This window comes from Citrobacter koseri ATCC BAA-895 (genome assembly GCF_000018045.1).
GTDB lineage: Bacteria > Pseudomonadota > Gammaproteobacteria > Enterobacterales > Enterobacteriaceae > Citrobacter_B > Citrobacter_B koseri.
In genome coordinates this window covers 1,349,880-1,373,188 of sequence record NC_009792.1, presented here as the reverse complement: position 1 = coordinate 1,373,188, position 23,309 = coordinate 1,349,880, and the positions used below count along the sequence as shown (strand labels likewise).

At 48.6% G+C, this 23,309-nt stretch carries 22 protein-coding genes; 10 read left to right on the top strand and 12 right to left on the bottom strand.

All coding sequences use genetic code 11. From position 1 onward, the window contains the following. Positions 1-42: 42 nt before the first annotated feature. Positions 43-477, top strand: coding sequence for a universal stress protein UspF (gene uspF / locus CKO_RS06085; protein ID WP_012132296.1), 435 nt, complete (start codon positions 43-45; stop codon positions 475-477). 219 nt (positions 478-696) lie between these two features. Further along, positions 697-1,632, top strand: coding sequence for a tRNA 2-thiocytidine(32) synthetase TtcA (gene ttcA, locus CKO_RS06080; RefSeq protein WP_012132294.1), 936 nt, complete (start codon positions 697-699; stop codon positions 1,630-1,632). Between the two features lie 81 nt (positions 1,633-1,713). Here ttcA and dbpA read toward each other — a convergent pair whose 3' ends face one another. The 3 genes from dbpA to zntB form a co-directional block, all read right to left on the bottom strand. After that, positions 1,714-3,087 (bottom strand): ATP-dependent RNA helicase DbpA, encoded by a 1,374-nt coding sequence (gene dbpA, locus CKO_RS06075; protein WP_012132293.1) that lies wholly within the window; start codon positions 3,085-3,087, stop codon positions 1,714-1,716. A 29-nt stretch (positions 3,088-3,116) separates the two neighbouring features. Then, on the bottom strand, positions 3,117-3,272 hold the full coding sequence (ynaL, locus tag CKO_RS23790) for a proline-rich small protein YnaL (RefSeq protein WP_269780417.1): 156 nt from the start codon (positions 3,270-3,272) through the stop codon (positions 3,117-3,119). A 302-nt stretch (positions 3,273-3,574) separates the two neighbouring features. Then, positions 3,575-4,558, bottom strand: coding sequence for a zinc transporter ZntB (zntB, locus tag CKO_RS06065; RefSeq protein WP_012132292.1), 984 nt, complete (start codon positions 4,556-4,558; stop codon positions 3,575-3,577). 537 nt (positions 4,559-5,095) lie between these two features. On the opposite strand from zntB, the gene CKO_RS06060 reads away from it, so the two are divergent. After that, positions 5,096-6,328, top strand: a complete 1,233-nt coding sequence (locus CKO_RS06060; protein WP_012132290.1) for a sensor domain-containing diguanylate cyclase — start codon at positions 5,096-5,098, stop codon at positions 6,326-6,328. A gap of 40 nt (positions 6,329-6,368) precedes the next feature. On the opposite strand, the gene smrA is transcribed toward CKO_RS06060, so the two are convergent. Then, on the bottom strand, positions 6,369-6,932 hold the full coding sequence (gene smrA, locus CKO_RS06055; RefSeq protein ID WP_012132289.1) for a DNA endonuclease SmrA: 564 nt from the start codon (positions 6,930-6,932) through the stop codon (positions 6,369-6,371). 521 nt (positions 6,933-7,453) lie between these two features. Between smrA and ogt the strand changes: the two genes are divergently transcribed. The 4 genes from ogt (at position 7,454) to uspE (ending at position 10,837) form a co-directional block, all read left to right on the top strand. Next, the gene (gene ogt / locus CKO_RS06050; RefSeq protein ID WP_012132287.1) at positions 7,454-7,969 is read left to right on the top strand and encodes a methylated-DNA--[protein]-cysteine S-methyltransferase; all 516 of its coding nucleotides are present in this window, start codon (positions 7,454-7,456) and stop codon (positions 7,967-7,969) included. Positions 7,970-8,163: 194 nt separating this feature from the next. Then, entirely contained in the window at positions 8,164-8,916 is a 753-nt protein-coding gene (fnr, locus tag CKO_RS06045) for a fumarate/nitrate reduction transcriptional regulator Fnr (protein ID WP_003020397.1), read from the top strand. 507 nt (positions 8,917-9,423) lie between these two features. Continuing rightward, a complete protein-coding gene (gene ydfZ, locus CKO_RS06040) occupies positions 9,424-9,627 on the top strand; it encodes a putative selenium delivery protein YdfZ (protein ID WP_024130312.1) in 204 nt (67 codons plus the stop codon). A gap of 259 nt (positions 9,628-9,886) precedes the next feature. Continuing rightward, positions 9,887-10,837: a universal stress protein UspE gene (gene uspE / locus CKO_RS06035; RefSeq protein WP_012132283.1), complete on the top strand. Its 951-nt coding sequence runs from the start codon at positions 9,887-9,889 to the stop codon at positions 10,835-10,837. Between the two features lie 56 nt (positions 10,838-10,893). Here uspE and CKO_RS06030 read toward each other — a convergent pair whose 3' ends face one another. Then, entirely contained in the window at positions 10,894-11,154 is a 261-nt protein-coding gene (locus CKO_RS06030) for a DUF2534 family protein (RefSeq protein WP_012132282.1), read from the bottom strand. 236 nt (positions 11,155-11,390) lie between these two features. On the opposite strand from CKO_RS06030, the gene CKO_RS06025 reads away from it, so the two are divergent. After that, on the top strand, positions 11,391-12,422 hold the full coding sequence (locus CKO_RS06025) for a mechanosensitive ion channel family protein (RefSeq protein WP_012132281.1): 1,032 nt from the start codon (positions 11,391-11,393) through the stop codon (positions 12,420-12,422). A 42-nt stretch (positions 12,423-12,464) separates the two neighbouring features. Here the strand turns inward: CKO_RS06025 and CKO_RS06020 are convergent, their stop codons facing one another. Continuing rightward, a complete protein-coding gene (locus tag CKO_RS06020) occupies positions 12,465-14,084 on the bottom strand; it encodes a peptide ABC transporter substrate-binding protein (RefSeq protein WP_012132280.1) in 1,620 nt (539 codons plus the stop codon). Between the two features lie 228 nt (positions 14,085-14,312). On the opposite strand from CKO_RS06020, the gene mpaA reads away from it, so the two are divergent. Next, the gene (mpaA, locus tag CKO_RS06015) at positions 14,313-15,041 is read left to right on the top strand and encodes a murein tripeptide amidase MpaA (RefSeq protein WP_012132279.1); all 729 of its coding nucleotides are present in this window, start codon (positions 14,313-14,315) and stop codon (positions 15,039-15,041) included. Here mpaA and ycjG read toward each other — a convergent pair. Beyond that, complete coding sequence (ycjG, locus tag CKO_RS06010; protein ID WP_012132278.1) at positions 15,016-15,981, bottom strand: L-Ala-D/L-Glu epimerase; 966 nt, start codon at positions 15,979-15,981, stop codon at positions 15,016-15,018. The two genes, mpaA and ycjG, sit on opposite strands and share 26 nt — an antisense overlap. A gap of 135 nt (positions 15,982-16,116) precedes the next feature. Here ycjG and tpx point away from each other — a divergent pair, with 135 nt between their 5' ends. Then, positions 16,117-16,623, top strand: a complete 507-nt coding sequence (gene tpx / locus CKO_RS06005; protein WP_012132276.1) for a thiol peroxidase — start codon at positions 16,117-16,119, stop codon at positions 16,621-16,623. A gap of 50 nt (positions 16,624-16,673) precedes the next feature. On the opposite strand, the gene CKO_RS06000 is transcribed toward tpx, so the two are convergent. The 5 genes from CKO_RS06000 to tyrR form a co-directional block, all read right to left on the bottom strand. Next, positions 16,674-17,549, bottom strand: a complete 876-nt coding sequence (locus CKO_RS06000) for an AraC family transcriptional regulator (protein WP_012132275.1) — start codon at positions 17,547-17,549, stop codon at positions 16,674-16,676. A gap of 99 nt (positions 17,550-17,648) precedes the next feature. Next, positions 17,649-18,365 carry an oligogalacturonate-specific porin KdgM family protein gene (locus CKO_RS05995; protein ID WP_232626236.1) on the bottom strand — a complete coding sequence of 239 codons (717 nt, stop codon included), beginning with the start codon at positions 18,363-18,365 and terminating at the stop codon, positions 17,649-17,651. 68 nt (positions 18,366-18,433) lie between these two features. Then, positions 18,434-20,161, bottom strand: a complete 1,728-nt coding sequence (locus CKO_RS05990) for a hypothetical protein (protein WP_024130310.1) — start codon at positions 20,159-20,161, stop codon at positions 18,434-18,436. After that, positions 20,154-21,413, bottom strand: a complete 1,260-nt coding sequence (locus CKO_RS05985) for an oligosaccharide MFS transporter (protein ID WP_012132272.1) — start codon at positions 21,411-21,413, stop codon at positions 20,154-20,156. Before CKO_RS05985 ends, CKO_RS05990 begins: the two co-directional genes overlap by 8 nt. Positions 21,414-21,620: 207 nt before the next feature. Continuing rightward, positions 21,621-23,162 carry a transcriptional regulator TyrR gene (gene tyrR, locus CKO_RS05980; RefSeq protein ID WP_012132271.1) on the bottom strand — a complete coding sequence of 514 codons (1,542 nt, stop codon included), beginning with the start codon at positions 23,160-23,162 and terminating at the stop codon, positions 21,621-21,623. Between the last annotated feature and the right edge of the window lie 147 nt (positions 23,163-23,309).

The following is a 23,309-nucleotide window of genomic DNA, read 5'->3' as shown; positions in this document are numbered from 1 at the left end:
TTAAGGGTTAAACTTTAATCGGATACTTAAACAGGAGGTTTTATGAGCAGAACGATTCTTGTGCCCATCGATATTTCAGATTCAGAATTAACTCAACGCGTTATCACCCATGTTGAAGCCGAGGCAAAAATAGATGACGCAGAGGTCCATTTCCTGACCGTTATTCCGTCACTGCCCTATTACGCCTCTTTAGGCCTGGCCTACTCAGCAGAGTTACCGGCTATGGACGATCTGAAAGCCGAAGCAAAATCTCAACTGGAAGAGATTATCAAGAAGTTCAGTATTCCTGCCGACAGAGTACAGATTCATATCGCGGAAGGTTCTCCGAAAGATAAAATTCTGGAAATGGCTAAAAAATTACCGGCAGACATGGTGATTATTGCTTCTCACCGCCCGGACATCACCACGTATCTGCTGGGCTCCAACGCCGCAGCGGTCGTACGCCATGCCGAATGTTCCGTCCTGGTGGTTCGCTAAACGCATCAGCCCGCACGCCGTTGCGGGCTTTCATATCCACTTTTCAACCCTGCACGCGCTTACCTGCAACCTGAGGTATAACGGGTATAAATGTGCTGACATTCTTCTCGCCAATCCGTACCATACACGCCACAGTTTTTATATCAGATTTCTTTTGCCGGTCTTTCCGGCGTGATGCATACTTTTCTGATGCCACACAATGAATTGAGCCTCTATTAAATGTCGCAAAATCAAGATATTAGCAAGAAAGAACAGTACAACCTGAACAAATTACAAAAGCGTCTGCGTCGTAACGTGGGCGAAGCGATTGCTGACTTCAATATGATCGAAGAAGGCGATCGCATCATGGTGTGCCTTTCCGGTGGGAAAGACAGCTATACCATGCTGGAAATTCTGCGTAATTTGCAGCAAAGCGCACCCGTCAACTTTTCACTGGTCGCCGTTAACCTTGACCAGAAGCAACCGGGTTTTCCCGAACACATTCTGCCGGAATATCTTGAGAACCTGGGCGTAGAGTATAAGATCGTTGAAGAAAACACCTATGGGATCGTTAAAGAGAAAATTCCTGAAGGCAAAACGACCTGCTCTCTGTGCTCCCGACTGCGCCGCGGTATTCTCTACCGCACCGCAACAGAACTGGGTGCAACCAAAATTGCGTTAGGCCACCACCGCGACGATATCCTGCAAACGTTATTCCTGAACATGTTCTACGGCGGGAAAATGAAAGGGATGCCGCCGAAGCTGATGAGCGATGACGGCAAACACATCGTTATCCGCCCGCTGGCCTACTGCCGCGAGAAAGATATTGAGCGTTTTTCAGAAGCCAAAGCGTTCCCTATTATTCCGTGCAACCTGTGCGGGTCGCAGCCAAACCTGCAACGCCAGGTCATCGCCGACATGCTGCGCGACTGGGATAAGCGTTATCCAGGGCGTATTGAAACCATGTTCAGCGCGATGCAGAACGTGGTGCCTTCTCATCTGAGCGATATTAATCTTTTTGATTTCAAAGGCATTAATCATGATTCCGATGTAGTGGACGGTGGTGATTTAGCCTTTGACCGCGAAGAGATCCCTCTGCAACCCGCAGGCTGGCAGCCAGAGGAAGACGATAATCAGCTGGATGAACTGCGTCTGAACGTCGTGGAAGTGAAGTAATTTCTGACTCAGCCGGATGGCGACGTAAACATCTTATCCGGCCTACGATGCGCATAAGCACCTGTAGGCCGGAACGGGCATTTATTTCAATAAACGAACCCGACAGTTCTTCCCTTTTATCTTTCCGTTCTGCAATTGCTTCCAGGCTTTCTGCGCCACAGGCTGGCGAACCGCCACATAAACGTGGGCCGGATGTACGGTAATTTTGCCAATATCAGCGCCATCCAGACCAATATCTCCCGTTAACGCTCCCAGCACGTCGCCCGGGCGCATTTTTGCCTTTTTACCGCCATCAATACACAGCGTCGCCATTTCAGCTTCCAGCGGTGCAACCGGAACGTTGCCCGGCGGCGTCAGCCAGTTCAGTTTAAGCTGCAACATTTCAGACAGGATATTGGCGCGCTGCGCCTCTTCCGGCGCGCAAAAACTGATCGCCAGACCGCTGTTGCCTGCACGGGCGGTACGACCAATACGGTGTACGTGAACCTCCGGGTCCCACGCCAGCTCGAAGTTTACGACCAGCTCCAGCGACTTGATATCCAGCCCACGCGCGGCGACGTCCGTCGCTACCAGTACGCGTGCGCTACCGTTAGCAAAACGAACCAGCGTCTGGTCACGATCGCGCTGCTCAAGGTCTCCATGCAGCGATAATGCGCTCTGCCCGACAGAATTGAGCGCATCACAAACTGACTGACAATCTTTTTTGGTATTACAGAAAACAACGCATGACGCAGGCTGATGCTGGCTCAGCAGCTTCTGCAGCAGCGGGATTTTCCCCTGCGAAGATGTTTCAAAAAACTGCTGCTCGATAGATGGCAGCGCATCCACCGAATCAATTTCAATCGTCAGTGGATTTTGCTGAACCCGACCGCTGATCGCCGCGATGGCCTCAGGCCAAGTGGCGGAAAACAGCAGAGTCTGACGGCGTGACGGCGCAAAGCGAATCACCTCGTCAATAGCGTCGCTAAAGCCCATATCCAGCATCCTGTCGGCTTCATCCATCACCAGCGTTTGCAGGGCATCCAGAGAAACGGTGCCTTTTTGCAGATGGTCAAGCAGGCGACCCGGCGTCGCGACAATAATATGCGGCGCATGCTGGAGAGAGTCTCGCTGCGCGCCGAAAGGTTGCCCGCCGCACAACGTCAGGATTTTGGTATTAGGCAGAAAACGCGCCAGACGACGCAATTCCCCTGCCACCTGATCGGCCAGTTCGCGCGTAGGACAAAGCACCAGCGACTGGGTCTGGAACAGACTGGCATCAATATGCTGTAAAAGCCCGAGACCAAATGCAGCCGTTTTTCCGCTGCCGGTTTTTGCCTGCACGCGCACATCTTTTCCGGCCAGGATCGCCGGTAACGCAGCGGCCTGGACAGGCGTCATCTCAAGATAACCCAATTCGTTAAGATTCTCGAGTTGGGCGGCAGGCAGGACATTCAGAGTAGAAAAAGCGGTCACAATTTAATCTCGCGGTAAAAGACACACAGTCAGCAGGCGCGTATCCTCGCAGATCTCTGCTCTTGATGCGACAATTTAATCGGTTCTTCATCCGGCGGCGGATCTGGCATAGGTTGTGGGCGCGGGATAGGATCGGGAATCGGCACCGGATCGGTTGGTACGGAATCCGACTGGCGCGTTTGCATTTGCAACAACGTGAACAGGCTGGTCATATTACCCTCCGGTCATACAGATTGACTCTTTTAGGGTAGACGCTGATATCCCGCAGGCAAAAAAAAGCCGACTAATCTAAGTCGGCGTCGTACGAATCAATTGTGCTATGCAGTAATTCAAAAAAGGAAGTAAGACAATATGGAGCGCAACGCCCATCGCTTGACGTTGCATTCACCTGCGAGAGAGATATTGCCCCGAATGGGTAGATTGTTTATTGACTTCGCTCAAATTATGCGGCGTTTTTCTGCTCAAAGGACGATGAAAAGCGTTGTTGTTACAACCATTTACTACGATGCAACCATAAGGTAACACCACCAATCAGGACAACTAACAGAATACAGAACATAGAAAATCCAAAATGCCATGCGCCACCCGGAATTCCCCCGAGATTCACGCCGAACAATCCGGTTAAAAATGTACTGGGCAGAAAGACCATCGCCATCAGCGACATCGTATAGGTTCTGCGCGCTAAGGACTCCTGCATGACTTGCGCGATTTCATCGGCCATCACGCCCGTGCGCGCAATACACGCGTCGATCTCATCCAGCCCCCTTCCCAGACGATCCGCGATATCCTGCATTCGACGCCGCTGATCATCATTCATCCAGGCCAGACGCTCGCTTGCCAGTCGCGCATAAACATCACGCTGAGGCGCCATGTATCGACGCATCACAATCAGTTGCTTACGCAGTAACGCCAGGAAACCACGCGGCGGGATCTGCTGATCGAGCAGATTGTCTTCCAGGTCGATAATTTTATCGTGTAATTGCTCGATAAATTCGCTGGCGTGATCCGTCAGGGCGTCACACACGTCGACCAGCCAGCCGCCGCAATCGGACGGGCCAGTCCCTTCCTGCAAGTCGCTAACCACCTCATCAAGCGCCAGAACTTTTCGCTGTCGCGTTGAGACGATAAAACGTTCATCCATATATACACGCATCGCCACTAGCTGATCAGGGCGTTCATCGGTACTGCCGTTGATGCAGCGTAAGGTGATCAGCGTGCCTTCCCCCATCCGACTGACGCGTGGGCGCGAACTCTCGCCAGCCAGCGCATCGCGTACAGAATTCGGTAACAAAGGCGTCGACGCCAGCCACTGCGCGCTGTCAGGGTGGGTGTAATTGAGATGCAACCAGCAGGGATGCTGGCTGTCGATAATATCGTCATTTTCAAGCGGTTTAATGCCGCCGCGACCATCCAGTAGCCAGGCAAAAACGGCATCCGGCACATTGACTTCCGATCCCTTGATGGCTTCCACAACGCCTCCACATTCATTCAACGCTTTTTCGTTAGTCTAGCCTTCGGCGTATGTTAAGCAATACCTCATTATCCCATTGCGCTGAAATGATTCAGAAAAGTACGGTATGGCAGGAAAGGCGCCGGCATCACCGGCGCAAATGTGTTGTGCGAGACAATATGGAGTGTTCGACGGATGATAATTTACTTAATCGAAATTTATGAATTTTAGTCTGTAGATCGATAACCTTGCGTTGCATCATCGGCTTTAATATGTCGTACGGGAAAGGGTTAACCTCTTTCAGAATGATTAGCCTGAGTAATGTTTATATAAGTCGCCATCAACCTTTCTTCCTTTTTACTCGTTCACACTTATATCGACCATTGAAAAAAAACTTATCATTCGTGGATTTGTCCTGGTTCCCTGCTAGATTTATCTGCACGTCTATTGTTGTCTCCCGATTTGTGAAAAAACGCTCCATATCACTGTAAGCTGTTAATAAAAAAGCCATTCACCAATAAACCGGCAACACAGCATGTGAAGATAACGGGATTATCGATGATTGCTCACGAACTCAATGCTCTGGATTTATTAAGTTTTCCTGTCTGGATTGTTTTACCACACACAGAAGAGTTAGTTTTCGCTAATACCGCCGCACGCGAACTGACACAGGAACAGACTTTCAGCCGTCTCAGAAAGGGGATATTTTCAACTTATGCGCAAAATGAACTGCGCATGTACGTTGCTGATTTACACCACCATCACGATATTGTTGAAATTCTGACGGTCTGTCGTGATGGTAAAGAAATCGCCTTAACCTGCCGCCTCTCGGTTAAAACCCTGTCGACGCAGGGGGACGTTATTATTTTTGAAGGCATAGAGACACCCACGGCACAAGGTCTCAAGGCCAGCCGTTCGGCAAACTATCAGCGTAAAAAACAAGGGTTTTACGCCCGTTTTTTCCTGACGAACTCCGCGCCGATGCTGTTGATAGACCCTTCGCGGGACGGTTTGATCGTCGATGCCAATCTGGCCGCACTCAATTTCTATGGCTACAGCCATGAAGCGATGTGCCAGAAACATACATGGGAAATCAACGTATTAGGCCGCCAGATCTTACCTGTTATGCATGAGATTGCCCGTCTGCCCGGCGGTCATAAGCCCTTAAACTTCGTCCATAAACTCTCTGACGGCACCACCCGGCACGTACAAACCTATGCGGGTCCCCTTGAGATATACGGCGATAAACTCATGTTATGCATCATTCATGACATTACCGAGCAAAAACGGCTGGAGCAGGAGCTGGAACGCGCTGCCCTGCATGATGCGCTGACTGGCTTACTGAACCGCAGGCAATTTTATCTTCTTACTGAGCAAAACCATACGCCCCATCTGTCGATGACAATGGATTACAGCCTGCTGCTAATCGATACCGATCGCTTCAAAAGCATTAACGATTTGTACGGTCATTTGAAAGGCGATGAAGTGCTGTGCGCTCTGGCGCGAACGCTGGAAGCCCGCGCACGTAAAGGCGACCTGGTCTTTCGCTGGGGCGGTGAAGAATTTGTCTTGCTGCTGCCGCGAACCTCGCTGGAAGTTGCACTTAATCTTGCAGAATCAATACGCGCCGCCGTGGCGAAAGTCTGTATTCCTGGCCTGCCCCGTTTTACCGTCAGCATCGGCGTCGCACGGCACGAATCGAATGAAAGTATTGATGAATTATTTAAGCGGGTGGACGATGCCCTGTACAAAGCCAAAAACGACGGCAGAAATCGGGTGCTGGCGGCGTAATAAACGTCACAGGCTGCCCGTAAGTAGCCTGTGAACACCCTTAACGGCTGCGTTTCGCGTGACGCTCCCAGTTTTCCTGCTTTGCCTGCGCCGTTTTACGCAACGCAACATAACACGCTCCGCTGCCGCCATGATGAGGCAGTGCCGTACAGTAAGCCTGAACGTCGTCAAATTCCGTCAGCCAACGCGCCACATAACTGCGCACAATATTGGCATGCGCGTTATCTTCCCGCCCTTTGCCATGAATGATCAGCACGTTGCGTAAACCATCCTGACGCGCCTGGCAGATGAAGCTAAACAGCATCTTGCGACATTCCTCAACCGGCTGACGAAGCAAATTGAGACTCGCCTGCTGGCTGTATTTTCCCGAACGCAGTTTGTCGAGCACGCCCTGCTGCAACCCTTCCCGGCGAAATTCCAGCGGTTCGCCCAAAGGAAGAATATCCAGAAACCCGGTAGTGAGAAAATTGTCGAGCTGGAGCGTATCGATACGCTGCGGCGCCCGTGAATTGCGCGTGGGCTGCCAGTGTACATCAGCGCAACGTTTCAACGGTTGGACATCCTCCATGGCGTCAAGAAACAGCGTTTTGTCGTCAAGGTTCATGATTCCTCCTCCAGCGCGTTAAGACAGGCACTATCATAACCGCGCGCTATTATACCGACAACGGTTTACAGTTATTTCCAATAAACGACACTGGCTCAATTATCTGGCTATGCGCATCTCACTATTTCATCCCCGGTAAAGCCACGTTTTATCCTGCGTTAACCGACAATTTCAGCGGGGCTTTTGTAAAATCAATTATGCCCTGAAAGTGGAATATCTCTTTTATAGCCGTTATAACTTTATTACCCGCTGAGGGAAAACCAGGCCGGGAAAAGGTTAAGGAAGCACTGCTGTGTAGATTTTAGGGGCTGGCGGATGTCGACAGTCCCTGTTTTTTATTCTCCTGCCGTGCTTCATTTTTTCAGCATCTTTATTTGTTCGCTTTTTCAACAAACAGTGACGCTAAACGTATTATGCCCGCTTATCTTTTTAGGGGTATGGTTGCGGATATTGGTCGCATGGTATCTTGTTGAACTGCTGATAAGTCCGGGAATTATCCCGCCTGCAATGAGAGATAACGGATGCTGAGATTACTTGAAGACAATATCGCGACCCCGCTGGGGCCGTTATGGGTGATTTGCGATGAGCAATTCCGCCTGCGCGCCGTCGAATGGGAGCAACACAGCGACCGTATGGAACAGCTACTGGACATACATTATCGTTCAGAGGGATACGAGCGCATCGCCGCCAAAAATCCGGGTGGCCTGAGCGATAAGCTCACCGCGTATTTTGAGGGAAATCTCAGCATCATTGATACGCTGGAGACCGCCACTGGGGGAACGCCTTTTCAGCGGGAAGTGTGGCAGGCGCTGCGCACTATCCCCTGCGGTCAGGTTATGCATTATGGTCAACTTGCCGAAAAATTAGGCCGTCCGGGAGCCGCGCGCGCCGTAGGCGCCGCTAACGGATCTAACCCGGTCAGTATCGTTGTGCCCTGCCATCGCGTGATCGGACGCAACGGGACAATGACGGGATATGCTGGCGGCGTACAGAGAAAAGAGTGGTTATTACGCCATGAAGGGTATCTGCTGTTGTAGAAACCAGGCATTTTGTGCCTTACCCGTCACACTTTGATGTAAAGTAACCACTTATAAAGCATGGATTTTCAAAGGGATATAAATATTTCTCCTGCTTATGCCTGAATTATCCTCTATTGGGAGTAGCTCAGGCTTACGTGCTCACCAAAAAGATGTTAAAATTGACAAATATCAATTACGGCTTGAGCAGACCTATGATCCCGGAAAAGCGAATTATACGGCGCATTCAGTCTGGCGGTTGTGCTATCCATTGCCAGGATTGCAGTATCAGCCAGCTTTGCATCCCGTTCACACTTAACGAACATGAGCTTGATCAGCTTGATAATATCATCGAGCGTAAAAAGCCTATTCAGAAAGGGCAAACGCTGTTTAAAGCAGGTGATGAACTGAAATCGCTCTATGCTATCCGCTCCGGTACGATTAAAAGCTACACCATTACCGAGCAGGGCGACGAGCAAATCACTGGTTTTCATTTAGCGGGCGACCTGGTCGGCTTTGACGCGATTGGCAGCGGGCACCACCCGAGCTTTGCCCAGGCGCTGGAAACCTCAATGGTATGTGAAATCCCGTTTGAGACTCTGGACGATCTCTCCGGTAAGATGCCTAACCTGCGTCAACAGATGATGCGTCTGATGAGCGGCGAGATCAAAGGCGATCAGGATATGATCCTGTTGCTGTCGAAGAAAAATGCGGAAGAACGTCTGGCAGCCTTTATCTACAATCTGTCCCGTCGTTTTGCCCAGCGCGGTTTCTCTCCGCGTGAATTCCGCCTGACGATGACCCGTGGCGATATCGGTAACTACCTTGGCTTAACGGTCGAAACGATCAGCCGTCTGCTGGGTCGTTTCCAGAAAAGCGGTATGCTGGCGGTGAAAGGTAAATACATCACCATCGAAAACAGCGATGCGCTCGCAGTGCTTGCTGGTCATACTCGCAACGTTGCTTAATCTTTCCGCAAGTAAGTCAGTTATCCTTCTGTTAAATCATTAAATTTTCCTGATTTATTGGTTTGACAGAAGGAATCACACCACGTCAATAAGCTAAAGAAATCTCAAATACGTAGCCATCACTCCAGTTGGACACCACTGGCATGGTTTACGCCCTGCCAGGCCGTTTTCGGATTAACCACATTGATTCATCATGCCGGAAAAGTACAATCCGCAGCGGCTGGCAACCGTTCTATATTCGCACTATCGAACGATCGCCAGCTGGCCGCAGTTGCGTTCTTGCATACGACGCAACTGCGGCAACCCTAACACCTTGTCATTTACAATGATTATTGATTTAACTCCCCCCGAAAACAGCGGTTTGGTGGGTATAGAAAAAGTGTGACCTTGATCAAAAACAAAAAAAGATTATGACAAAGGTGTATTTATATTACGTTCGCTTCTGGACTGCGGCCCGGATTGTTAAGCGGATTTTTTGATACCCAGATATTAAGAGGAGAAAGAACCATGATCACTTATGATCGTAACCATAATCCTATTACTAATGGCAGTCGGGTTATGATTAATGGGACGGGCAGAACGGGTAAAATCGTTGCCATACATTCTAACGGGTTAACTCCAGCCCAGTTACGCCGCAACAAAACCGTCGAAGTGGAAGGCTGTGAAGGCCAGTTCGAACCCGTTGAACTGATCCGTCTTGGTTCCCACTAACGATAAGAATGCCGCTATGGCGGCATTCATGAATCAAACAGATTTAATTACAGACTCTACTAAGCCGCTATTTACCCCAGGTATGCCCCGGAAGTCTGATTTTACTGATAGAAATTGTTTACATTCAATACACTGCCCTATAGAACAGCAAATTTTCCTGATTTATTGATCTGGCAGAAGGTTCCCCCCTGTTTCATTCAACATATATGGGTTACTCTTTTAATTACAAACTGCGGTGACAGTTGTAAGGAGACCCTGTATGGCTATGTATCAAAATATGCTGGTGGTCATCGACCCAAACCAGGACGATCAACCCGCATTACGACGCGCTGTTTATTTGCATCAACGGATTGGTGGCAAAATTAAAGCCTTTTTGCCGATCTATGATTTTTCTTATGAAATGACTACCCTGCTCTCGCCTGATGAGCGTACCGCGATGCGTCAGGGCGTCATCAGCCAGCGAACAGCCTGGATACGCGAACAAGCGAAATACTACATCGAAGCAGGTGTTCCCGTTGAGATAAAAGTGGTCTGGCACAACCGTCCCTTTGAAGCCATTATCCAGGAAGTGATCAGCGACGATCACGATCTGGTGCTCAAAATGGCGCACCAGCATGACCGCCTGGAAGCGGTAATCTTTACGCCGACTGACTGGCATTTGTTGCGTAAATGCCCAAGCCCGGTATGGATGGTCAAGGACCAACCGTGGCCTGAAGGCGGTAAAGCGCTGGTGGCCGTGAACCTGGCGAGCGAAGAACCTTATCACAATGCGTTGAATGAAAAGCTGGTCAAAGAAACGCTGCAACTCGCAGAACAGGTGAACCACACCGAAGTCCATCTGGTTGGCGCCTACCCCGTGACGCCCATCAATATCGCAATCGAACTGCCTGAATTTGATCCGAGCGTTTACAACGACGCGATTCGCGGTCAGCATTTGCTGGCGATGAAGGCGCTACGGCAGAAATTCAGCATTGATGAGAAAGTGACGCATGTTGAAAAAGGGTTGCCTGAAGAGGTTATCCCGGATTTAGCCGAGCACCTACAGGCGGGTATCGTTGTACTGGGTACGGTTGGTCGTACCGGGATATCTGCGGCCTTCCTGGGCAATACGGCGGAACAGGTTATCGACCATTTGCGCTGCGATCTGCTTGTCATTAAACCCGATCAGTATCAGACACCGGTCGAACTGGACGACGAAGAAGACGATTAAGCCTATTTTCGTGCCGGGTAGCGCTTATGCCTACCCGGCGAAGCCGCTCACTCACGTTACTGTTTGTCCTCACCACCGAGGAAATAGATCCCCAGCGGAATGGCCAGCAGAATAGTGAAAACCAGACTGTAGACGCAAATCATTGATGACTGGATGAAATACATCGAGGTTGTCCACTCGGACAACGGAATATCATACTGTTCGATCACGCCGCCGATAGTCGCCCGCGTAACCACTGATGCCGCAATAATAAACACCGCCAGCAGGCCCAACAGAAATTTCTTCCCCTTTGCTGTCTTCAGCTTTGTCATGATCATGGTATCGTCCTTTTGCAGATGAAAGCCCTGTTACTTGCGCGTAACAATACCATGACAATCCCCCGTTGTCTGCCACACAAGTCGTGACATAATATTCACATCGCGCGTCCCTGTCTGAAAATGCGCTACGTCTTATTCTTTTTGATCAATGACCAGCGCATTCGAAGCGGATAAAATATCTGCACCTCAGAATCTTTTAGCGTTATATCAACCATACGGGGTAGTGACAGACCAAAATGATTGCAGAATTTTTTTTCAAAAACGCGTTTAATCTGGCAATAATTTTTGGCAGTGGCGCCGCCTTACTTCTGATGAGTATTGTGTTTCGTCGTGGCGAGAAAAGAAGAAAAGGATTTATATTTCATGCCGTGCAGTTCTTCGTTTATGCCCTTATCATCGGCACGCTGGGCAGTATCGCCAATAATGTTATTGAAAACTACGATCTGAAATTCATCTCTCCAAATGCCGTCGATTTTATCTGCACATCTCTGATTGCGCTGATTCTGACAATAAAACTGTTTTTACTCATCAACCGCTTTGAAAAATCACAGATCGGTAAAGGCAGAGACGTCACCAGTGCGAAGATCCTGTCTCGCATTATTAAGATCACCATTATTATCGCCATCGTTTTACTCTATGGCGAACACTTTGGCATGAGTCTGTCCGGGTTGCTGACTTTTGGCGGCATTGGCGGCATCGCTGTTGGGATGGCGGGTAAGGACATTCTGAGCAACTTTTTCTCGGGGATTATGCTCTATTTTGATCGCCCCTTTAGCATTGGCGACTGGGTTCGTTCCCCGGACAGAAATATTGAAGGCACTGTGACTGAAATCGGCTGGCGAATGACCAAAATTAACACCTTCGACCACCGCCCTTTATATGTGCCGAATTCGATTTTCTCCGCCATTAGCGTGGAGAATCCCGGCAGGATGACCAACCGACGCATTAAAACGGTGATCGGGTTACGTTATCAGGATGCCAGTAAAACAGGCGTTATTGTTGATGCGGTCAGAACGATGCTGCAAAACCACCCTGATATCGATCAGCACCAGACACTGCTGGTCTATTTCAATGAATTTGGCGAATCATCGCTGAATATCATGGTCTATTGCTTTAGCAAAACCACCGAATGGGAAGCCTGGCTTGCGGTTCAGCAGGATGTTTACCTGAAGATTATCGACATTGTTCAGGCGAACGGCGCAGATTTTGCGTTTCCAAGCCAGACGCTTTATCTGGATAACGCCGCGTCACCGCAATCCGCAAATTAAAAAAGACGCGGAATACCGCGTCTTTTCGCTCACTGCCGCATATTATTTGTCGTGCTTCACAATATACATTGTCCGGCTATACGCCACGTCTTCCGGGTTATTAATGGGATAACCTTTCAGCCACGGTTTGATCAAACGTCCGTTGGTGTACTGGTAAATCGGCGCAATCGGCGCCTGTTCCATCAGGATTTTCTCTGCCGCGTTATAGTCCGCATTGCGCGCCTTCGCCGTATTTTCTACTGTCGCCTGCGTCATGATTTTATCGTAGGCCGGGTTATTGAAGCGCGAGATATTGCCCGTATGGGTCGAGGTTAACAATGACAGGAAAGTAGACGGCTCATTGTAGTCCCCCACCCAGGAGGCGCGGATAACATCAAAATTACCGGTGTTGCGGCTGTCGATATAGGTTTTCCATTCCTGGTTTTGCAGCTTCACCTCTACGCCCAGATTCTTTTTCCACATCGAGGCGACCGCAATCGCGATTTTCTGATGATTTTCAGATGTGTTATATAACAGCGTCAACTTGAGCGGTTTCTGCGGGCCATAGCCAGCCGCAAGCAATAACGTTTTCGCCTGAGCATTGAGTTCTTCCTGGCTCATTTGTTCAAATGGCGAAGGATCGGGAGTAAAGCCTGCCGTCACGTCCGGGGTGAAGCGCCAGGCCGGTTTCTCCCCGGTTCCTAATACTTTTTCCGCCATGATGCGGCGATCAATCGTCATGCTCAGCGCCAGACGAACGCGGGAATCCGCCGTCGGGCCTTTTTGGGTGTTAAACGCATAATAATAGGTGCCCAACTGCGGCGGTGTGTAAACCTGCCCCGGTATATCCTTCAGCAACTTCTGATACAGATTTTTCGGGAAAGATTCGGTGATATCAATATCACCAGCCAGATAACGTTTAGTCGCTGACGACTCCTGATTAATTGGCAGGAAAGTCACTTTTTGCAGCACCGTCTTCGCATTGTCCCAGTAGTGGGTATTGGGCACCACCACCAGTTTTTCGTTGACCACGCGATCATTCAACACATAGGCGCCATTGCCGATCAGGTTTCCGGGCTTCGTCCAGTCTTTACCGCTTTCTACATTGGCTTTCTGTACCGGGTAAAAAGCAAAGTTGGCAGTCAGGTTAACAAACCACGGCAGCGGTTTATCCAGCTGTATTTTTAGCGTGCGGGCGTCCACGGCGCTAACCCCAAGCGTATCCGGCGACGCTTTACCATCAATAATCGCCTGGGCGTTATTAATGCCAGCAAGGGCGGCAAACCAGGCAAACGGTGACAGGGTTTTCGGATCAACCAGACGTTGCCAGCTGTAGACAAAATCCTGCGCGGTCACCGGAGTGCCGTCCGACCACTTTGCGTTATTGCGCAGGGTAAACGTCCAGATCCGGTTATCATTGGTCTTCCAGCGCGTAGCGACGCCAGGAATGATTTCCCCTTTCTCGTTCTGATTCACCAGACCTTCAAACAAATCGCGAATGACCTGAATCTCCGGCAGCCCAACTGCTTTTGCCGGATCTAACGACGCCGGTTCATCTTTAATATGGCGGACCAGTTCTTGCTTCTCTGCCAGTACCGTTCCGCCGGGAACATCCGCAGCGTGTGTCAGGGAGACGCTGCTAATCAACAGCGCACAACAGGTAACTGAAACAGAGTGCTTCATAAGATGCCCTTAAATGATGAAGTTAGATGACTGCGTAATTATTTGTTTCGCATGAAGGAAATGCAAACGTCTTCCTACAGAAAGTTGATATTAACCCGATATACGCATCCGCTTCCAGGAAGCCAGATAGAGGATATTGCATAGCGCGCGCAACGCGTGAAAACGATTTGATTATCTGGACAATTTGCACAACACTGCGAGTAATAACAACAGCATTCAGAGACACTTATGACCGTTACCCGTCCTCGTGCCGAGCGCGGCGCATTTCCGCCAGGAACCGAACATTATGGGCGTTCATTGCTGGGAGCGCCGTTGATCTGGTTTCCGGCTCCGGCTGCCGATCGCGAAAGCGGCCTGATTCTGGCCGGAACGCACGGCGATGAGAACGCGTCGGTGGTTACGCTCTCGTGTGCGCTGCGTACGCTGAATCCTTCACTCCGCCGTCATCATGTGGTGCTGGCGGTGAACCCGGACGGTTGCCAGCTTGGTCTGCGCGCCAATGCCAATGGCGTCGATTTGAACCGTAATTTTCCGGCGGCGAACTGGAAAGCGGGTGAGACGGTTTATCGCTGGAACAGCAGCGCCGAGGAGCGCGATGTGGTGCTGCTTACCGGCGAACATCCGGGGTCTGAACCCGAAACCCAGGCGCTGTGTCAACTGATACACCGGGTGCATCCTGCCTGGGTGGTCTCCTTTCACGATCCTCTAGCCTGTATTGAAGATCCCAGACATAGCGAGTTAGGCGAATGGCTGGCCCGGGCATTCGAACTGCCGCTGGTCTCCAGCGTAGGTTACGAAACGCCCGGTTCGTTTGGAAGCTGGTGCGCCGACCTCAATCTGCACTGTATTACCGCAGAGTTCCCGCCGATCTCATCCGATGAGGCCAGCGAAAAGTATCTGATGGCGATGTCTACTCTGCTGCGCTGGCACCCTAAAGATGAAGTTGCCCGGTCGTAAACCGTAAAGCGGGCTCGACATCCACCGCCAGCCAGGTGGGGCCATCGAGGTCAGCAAAACGCACCTGTGGGGCCAGCGGCAACGCTGCGCTGATGGCCCTGGAGGTACACAGCATACATCCCAGCATCAGCCCAAAACCCTGTTCTCTGGCTTCGGCGGCCAGCGCCAGCGCTTCCGTCAGACCACCGGTTTTATCCAGTTTGATATTGACCATATCGTAGCGCCCCTGTAACGCTTTCAGGCTACTGCGGGTATGGCAACTTTCATCCGCGCAAATAGGGAGCGGATGAACAAAATTTTCCAGCGCGGCGTCATCCTGCGCAGGTAACGGTTGTTCCAGCATCGCGACGCCTAAATCCGCCAGCAGCTGGCATCGCGCCGCCAGCCCCTCTGTACGCCAGGACTCGTTTGCATCCACAATTAGCGTCGCATCAGGCACGACTGAGCGAATCGCGACCATTCGTTCGCTGATCAGGCGATCGTCCAGCTTAATTTTGAGCAGTTTCGCCCCTTTTTCCCACAGTGCCGCCGCGCTGGCCGCCATCTGTTCAGGCGTACCGATCACGACAGTCTGTGCTGTTGTCAGCGTAGCGGGCAATTCAACGGCCACAAACTCCGCCAGCGTTTGCTGCTGCTGGCGAGCGCTCAGATCCCACAGCGCGCAATCGACCGCATTTCTGGCCGCGCCGGCAGGCAGCAATTTTTGTAGTGCTTCGCGGGTCAGCCCCTGTTCCAGTTGCGGCGCGATACTCATGATCTGCGCCAGCACCGAGGCATCGCTTTCGCCATAACGTGGATAAGGCGTACATTCCCCTACGCCTTTTACGCCCTCTTCCTCCAGCTCCACGACCACAACATGCGCTTCGGTACGACTTCCCCGGGCAATCACAAAGGGCGTGTGCAGCGGCCAGGCCTCCTCATACACCTTAACAGATCTCATTGGTTCTCCTTTTCTCGCCGTTTTTCACGTTGCAGATGCGTGGCGGTGGATTAAACACAAATAGCGTTTGCCGTGTTAACTGCTGATGGCATAAACTAGCCACGACGTTAACTATATGTAAACAGGAAGATAACCATGTCACAAACCGTTCATTTCCAGGGCAATCCAGTCGCCGTCGCCAACACCATTCCTCAAGCTGGTAGCAAAGCACAGGCTTTTACCCTCGTGGCAAAAGATCTGTCTGACGTCACACTGGCTCAGTTTGCAGGCAAGCGCAAGGTGCTGAATATTTTCCCAAGTATTGATACCGGCGTTTGTGCGGCATCGGTACGTAAGTTTAACCAACTGGCGACAGAAATCGACAACACCGTCGTACTGTGCGTTTCTGCGGATCTGCCGTTCGCCCAGTCTCGTTTCTGCGGCGCGGAAGGTCTGAGCAACGTCATTACCCTTTCCACTCTGCGTAATCCTGACTTCCTGAAAGACTACGGCGTTGAAATCACTGAAGGCCCGCTGAAAGGTCTGGCGGCGCGTGCCGTGGTGGTCATTGATGAAAACGACAACGTCATTTTCAGCCAGTTGGTGAACGAAATCACCAACGAACCTGACTATGCTGCTGCGCTGGACGTGCTGAAAGCGTAATGATTCATTCTTGTCCAGCTCAATATTAGCTGGACAAGTTACCGTTATCATTATCTCCTTAAACTGTAGGATCTGCGGTACTGAAGCGGTGTTTTTCCCATCAATCGTCTGAAGCTGGTTATGAACCAGGCATATTCTGCAAATCCCGATTCTAAACCCACCTCTCTGACCGTAAGAGAAGTATGCACCAGCAATTCGCATGCATGGCGAATCCTTCGCATAACCACATATTCCTGAATGGTTCCTCCGGTCTCCTTGCGAAAACGCCTGGAAGCATGCCCTTCCGAACAACCAGATACCGTAGCCAATATCTCCAGTGAACAATTCTCCTTAAAATGATCCTCAATCCAGCGGATAATTGATGCAGAGAATGTATTTATCCCCGAAAGCGAAGCCTGTTGCTGATCATGTTCAGGCAAAAGACCGATAAGTTGCAGAAGTAAAAAAGCACTATCATTAATTGTTAGTACATTTTTTGAACTCAGCTGTTCAAAACGAAAGAATAGCGCTTCAATAAAGTTTTGTATTTCTGAAACATCAAAGATCCTCACCTCTTCACCATAACTGCTAAGTTGGCGAAATTGTATCTGCTGACGCGGAAAATCACGAAAAAATGGCAGCAACATTGCGCTACTGAAATGTAAGGTTGTACGATGATATTGATTGTGTAAATCATGCTCCACATAAATTTTATGAACGCGGCCTGGCGGAAAAACAAATAACCGACCAGGCTTAACGGTGTACTGCTTATGTTCCACAACGGCGATCCCTACACCTTGCGTTACAAACAGAATTTCCGCACATTCATGGAAGTGATAATAATCGGCAGATATAGTTTTCATCCTGTTAAAAGCGATCGCCGACTCACCAATTTCAAGCACTTCCAATAGTGTCGCTAATTTTCCAGAACCGCACTGACTATTCATATAATTCCTGTTTTAAAAATTAAACTTTAGCCATTTCGGTGAAAATTTATCGCATTATTTAAATAAAATCCTTCATTTTTCGCAATTTCTTGCTTTTATTTATAAATTAAAGGTAACCCCCACACGAATACGCGAGTCAGGTTTACCCTTCTCGCCTTTATAGTTACTTTGCTCATCAAGATAATCATATTCGAAATAAGGGCTAAAATATTCATTCCACCGATACTTTATAGTGAATGCATTTTCTGTCGCCCAACGTTTCCCGTTATTATATTCCAGATCTGGATCTTGATGCATATATGCCGTTCCCTGCCACATAAAATTCCAGTCCTGGTTTATTTTATAACCGAGAAACAAATCTATACGGTGCTCATTGTCGTGAATAGTATCACCAGTATTATCGACGACATCATAATTATGATGATCAAGACGATAGCGGATACCACTTGAAAAGCGTTCAGATATTTTGTAATTCAGTCGAATATAAGGACGTAACTGCGTACCACTATTACTCCAATGAATAACACCACCAGGTACCAGAGCGAAACGGTCATTAATATGCCAGGTATAGTTAGTCTCCATCTCATTATAAGAGGAAGTCATATCATCTAATGAAGGTGAACCATTATTGCTATCGGTTTCCATACTGGCCCACCAACCACTGCTCCAGCTATTGCTGACTTTAAATCGGGACTCATAACTGTGGTTTTCTATATTATACCCACCACGCACATCAAACTGAACTGCATGTACAAAAGGCGTAAAAGAGAAAAAAATAACCGCACCTGTGAACAGGCATTTTTTTGACATAGACATAAAAAGCACTCCGGCTAATAATCTAATATAGATAATTATCATCCACGATATTATTGTGGTGTTAAATTTTAGCAATAACATATTTGCCAACTGACAGTCACATCTTTAGCACCAGAAACATCTCTCCTTCCTGTAATCTGTTGTCCTAATGCGCCATAAGGACTACACAATGCTGTTCTTTCCACACAATAGTCTTCAAATCCATTTAATTCGAGAGATTGAATACCATTACTTTCATAATCTATATGTAAACTATCCGCCGAATGTATCATACGCATTTTTTCTGGAAAGACGGCACATTGTAGTTCGAGATACATCTCGCTATGTTTTAAAAAAGAAAATGTATCCACTCTGGTCAAAGTCGAGGGTTCAATAAAATAACGGGTACGACACTGACAAGAGTAATCCTTTTTCGGTTCTGATAGCAGAACCCCATTTTCCATTACTACGTTAAGTGCGGAATAATTAATTTCAATTTCCCAACCATTCTTCGTCTTCTGGTAACCACAGTCACCAAACCACACTAATGGTCGCAGTATACAGCCACGAGAGTCCACTAATCCAGGCACCCAAAGCGGCGCATGTCCCTGAGCTACGCCAGTAATCAGTCCGGCAGAAAAGGGAACCGGGAAATAGGGAGATGTGGCGAAATAATGTTTATCACCGTTAATTAATGGTAAAACAAATAACCGCTTGCCGTCATACCAATGGAATAGACCTCTAGTATATTTGTCATTGCAAAATGGCGTAAATTTAAGCGTTTGCTCTGGTAACACGAAAGGCGTTGCATCAAAGGAGACATCAGCCCAGGCTCGCTGCACACAAAGATGCTGACAAGACAAACTGATATTTTCACCAACCAGTCTATGCTCAGCCCGATACGCGTCTGTTTGTCTCCCATAAAACCATAGATTCACACTCTGTTCATTTGAGTCATACCAAAAGTTTAAAAAACGTTCGCTACAGGCAAGCGTAAATCTGCTAGCCGCCGCGCATTCTTGTCGATCCAACAAACCAAGTCGCATACTGATAGTCAGAATTTCATTAAATGCACTATCACCATACGCGCCAATTGATCTTCCCCACAGGAACCCGACACCCTCATCATTCAACATTGCCAGTATCAGTGTCGACACTTGTCGCAATGCGTCTTTGAGCCAGTCGCATATCTCTAACCCGGTATCAATATGTCGTTGGCAAATTTCCGCAATCAGCAATATGCTATAACGGTCAAAGCGCCCTTTTCCCTCAGTTTCATCCACACATCCATGTTGCGAATAGGTACGATAATGTTCGACAAGTTGCTGGAGGATTTTTTGTGATGCAAATTGCGTCTCCCAACCAAGTAAAAAGCGCAATCGGGCGATGCTAAATGCGACACCATAATAATTAGTTGGAAAAGGTGGGTTTAATTTCCACGATTCCTCATCCACCAGTTCTTGCCAGCGAAGTTTTTCAGTAAGCCTTTGCAATTGCTGATCGCTAAAAATAGTATTCAGCAACCCCAAACAGTGCAGTTTCCACAGCGCCTGCAAGAAGTAATATTTCCCCCAGTTTTCACTGGGTGCTTTAACCAGCTCATGCCATACTCCAGACCACTGGTCAGCGCGTGCCGGGAAACGCTCAATCAGAAAACTCAGGGCCAAAGCAAACTTACCGCTAGCGTAGGGATCATCATCCAGCGTCAGTACAACACCAAAACTTTGCTCTTTGTTAATCGTTCTGTTCACGACACTATCCAGCACGTCGTATAATTTATCAATGATATTTTCTCTAAGCATATTACGCTCAAGCATGCGCATTCTCCGCAATGACTGGTTCTGTTCGTTTGTTATTTTGAAGAAGAAATGCGGATATAATAGTGAAAAACAATACTGTACATCCCATCATAAAATATGTATGTGAAAAACCTAATCGCTCATACAAGTAACCACTCAACGGCGACAAGATAACTGTTCCGATATAGTTAACGCTTTGATAGCCTAATAAATACATTGAACCATTTACTTTTTTATCAAAGTTAATTTCCAGATATTTGAAAATTGAAACCAACAGGAATGACATTTCTATCCCCCACGACAATTTGATAATTCCAATTGTTATTGCACTTGTAACCAAACCAGAACCAATAAATCTAGCGGCCACAACAAAGCCTGTAATCAGCAAGCCGGTTTTTGGCCCCAGACGGTTGACAATGCCAGGTGCAATCATCATGAACAGAAACTCTACTCCCAGACTGGCAGCACCAAGATAACCAAACATTTGATGCCCGATTTCTTTACTGGCATAAAATGTGATAAAGAAACGTGGATATTGTTGTTCTGCGACAAAAATAATCCACACAACACCACAAACATATAAAACAAACGTCCAGAAATTGCGTGTGCTAAATAATGCTATAATATCGTATATTGTCGCTTTATCTTTAGCAATGATGCGATTTTTTACCTCTTCATTGACTTCGATCTTCATCGTAAAAACAATAATAAGAATTATCAGCGCACCTGCGGAACTTAACCCGAAATTGATCATTGGGTTAATATTAAAAATATAGCCTGTACTTGCAGCAGAGAATACAGAACCAATCGCGCCCCACATGCGGATTTGACCAAACTCAAGATCAAACAAACGGCCAAAGCGATCAAGGTATGATTCTGCGGCTGCACACCCTGCGTAGTATCCCATACTTAAAAATATACCGCCCAACGCAATACCAGCATACAACGCAGACTGCAATAGTGGTTTGTATATATAAAAGAAAAAGGGGAAAACGGTTATCGAGATAAGCGAGATAAAGAATAACAGATCTTTCCTTAACCCTAGCCGATCGATAAGAAACCCATATACAGGTTTGATTAGTACCGCACAAAAGCCGTTTGCGGCAAAAACAATACCAATCGCAACACCATCAAGGCCTATCTTTTCTGATAGCCAAAAAGAATAAGTATCAAGTGTCGCTTTCCATGAGAAGAAGTAGACCAGGATAAAGAGACTGAGCGTAATATAAATTTTACGCCTGTTCTTTTCAGCACTATCATTTTTATTCATACACCCTCCTGTTTTGAGAGGGTTACATTATTCGCAAGATATGTAGCAAAATTGAATTAAGATCACAAAAAAACATCGCACATGAAATGGTGTTTTAAAAAATAGGAAAAAAGCGTAAAAACTTAAGAATTATGATGCAAATTTATTTATTCTGATATAAAAAAACACCCAACAGCAATAACTGTCGGGTGTTCTTCTATTCATTAATTACTCTTCGCTTTTCTTCTGATTCAAACCGTATTCACGTAACTTATTGGCAATCGCGGTATGTGAGACGCCCAGGCGTTTCGCCAGTTTGCGCGTGCTCGGATAATTGCGATAAAGCTGCGTCAGCACGGAGCGTTCAAAACGGCTGGTGATCTCATCCAGCGAGCCTTCCATCGCATCTTCACCAACGGCAACGGTCGTGGCGTCGTAATCCGGCAGCAAGATATCCTGCGGACGTAATTCGTACCCTTCAAGCTGCGTCAGCGCCCGGTAGATGGCGTTTTTAAGCTGGCGCACGTTGCCCGGCCAGCCATAACGGGTTAATACGGTGCTGAGATCGGCAGAGAGTTTTGGACGCGGCACGCCCTGCTCATCGGCAAAACGCGCCACGAAAAGTTCAGTGAGCGGCATGATATCCTGCGGGCAATCACGCAGCGGCGGCAGATTGAGCGTCAGCACATTCAGACGGTAGTAGAGATCCTCGCGGAACAACCCTTTTTGCACCAGCTCCACCAGATTCTTCTGCGTGGCGCAGATCACCCGGACATCAACGTGAACCTCATGATCCTCGCCAACGCGACGGAAAGTGCCGTCGTTAAGAAAACGCAGCAATTTGGTCTGCATGCGTGGCGACATCTCACCAATCTCATCCAGCAGCACCGAACCCCCGTTAGCCTGTTCAAAGAAGCCTTTTTTACCTTCCGGCGCATGACCAAACAGTTCGCTTTCAACCGCATCTTCAGGAATGGAGGCGCAGTTCAATGCCAGATACGGTTTTGCCGCACGCGGGCTTGCCAGGTGACAGGCATGGGCGAAGAGATCTTTACCGGTTCCGGTATCGCCGGTAATCAGCAGTGGCGCGCTCAGCGTAGCCAGCTTACGAGCCTGCTCTACGACATGCTTCATTTTCGCGCTGACGGCGATAATCTGGCTAAACGCGCTCAAATCCTGGGTCGTCAAATTCTGCAACTGACGCCCCATTCGGATGGTGGAACGTAACATAACGACAGCGCCCGTGAGCATGTACTCGTCATTTTCCCCTTGCAAATGAACCGGGGTAATCTCCATCAGGAAGTTCTGCCCATTAATCACCACATGCTCGTTGTGAGAGACCTGCGGGTTGCTCTCCAGCCAACGCTGGAAGTTGAAGCCGTTGATCAACTGCGCGGCAGTGTGATTGCGCATACGCTCCTGATTTTGTGCAAAAAGCTGACAGCTCGCGGGGTTCGCCATCTCTATTTTACTTTTCATATCCAGAGAGAGGACGGGTTCCGGCAACGCTTCGAGCAGTGCGCTCAGCGCCAGATGCTCGCGTTCAGACGGCATCCACGGCACCGTACGGACATCGGTTACGCCGGAAATGCGGCGGATCTCCGCCATCAGGCTGCTGAAGTTGGTGAACTCCAGTTCAGCAAAATTAAGGTAAATTCGCCCGATGGGGTCAATCTCAATACCGCGTAAATCAATGCTACGAAGCACCAGCAAATCGAGTAACTCGCGGGTCAGACCAAGACGGTCTTCACAAAAGACTTCCAGACGCATGGGAACTTTCACCTAAAACAATGAGCTATTAGATAGATGATAAGCCAGTATTCGATTAGCAGGAAGGATTCTGTCAACAATTATTGACAGCATGACGGAAAATTGGGCGCCGGGCCGTAAAGTTATACGGTCAGCGCCCTTCCAGCG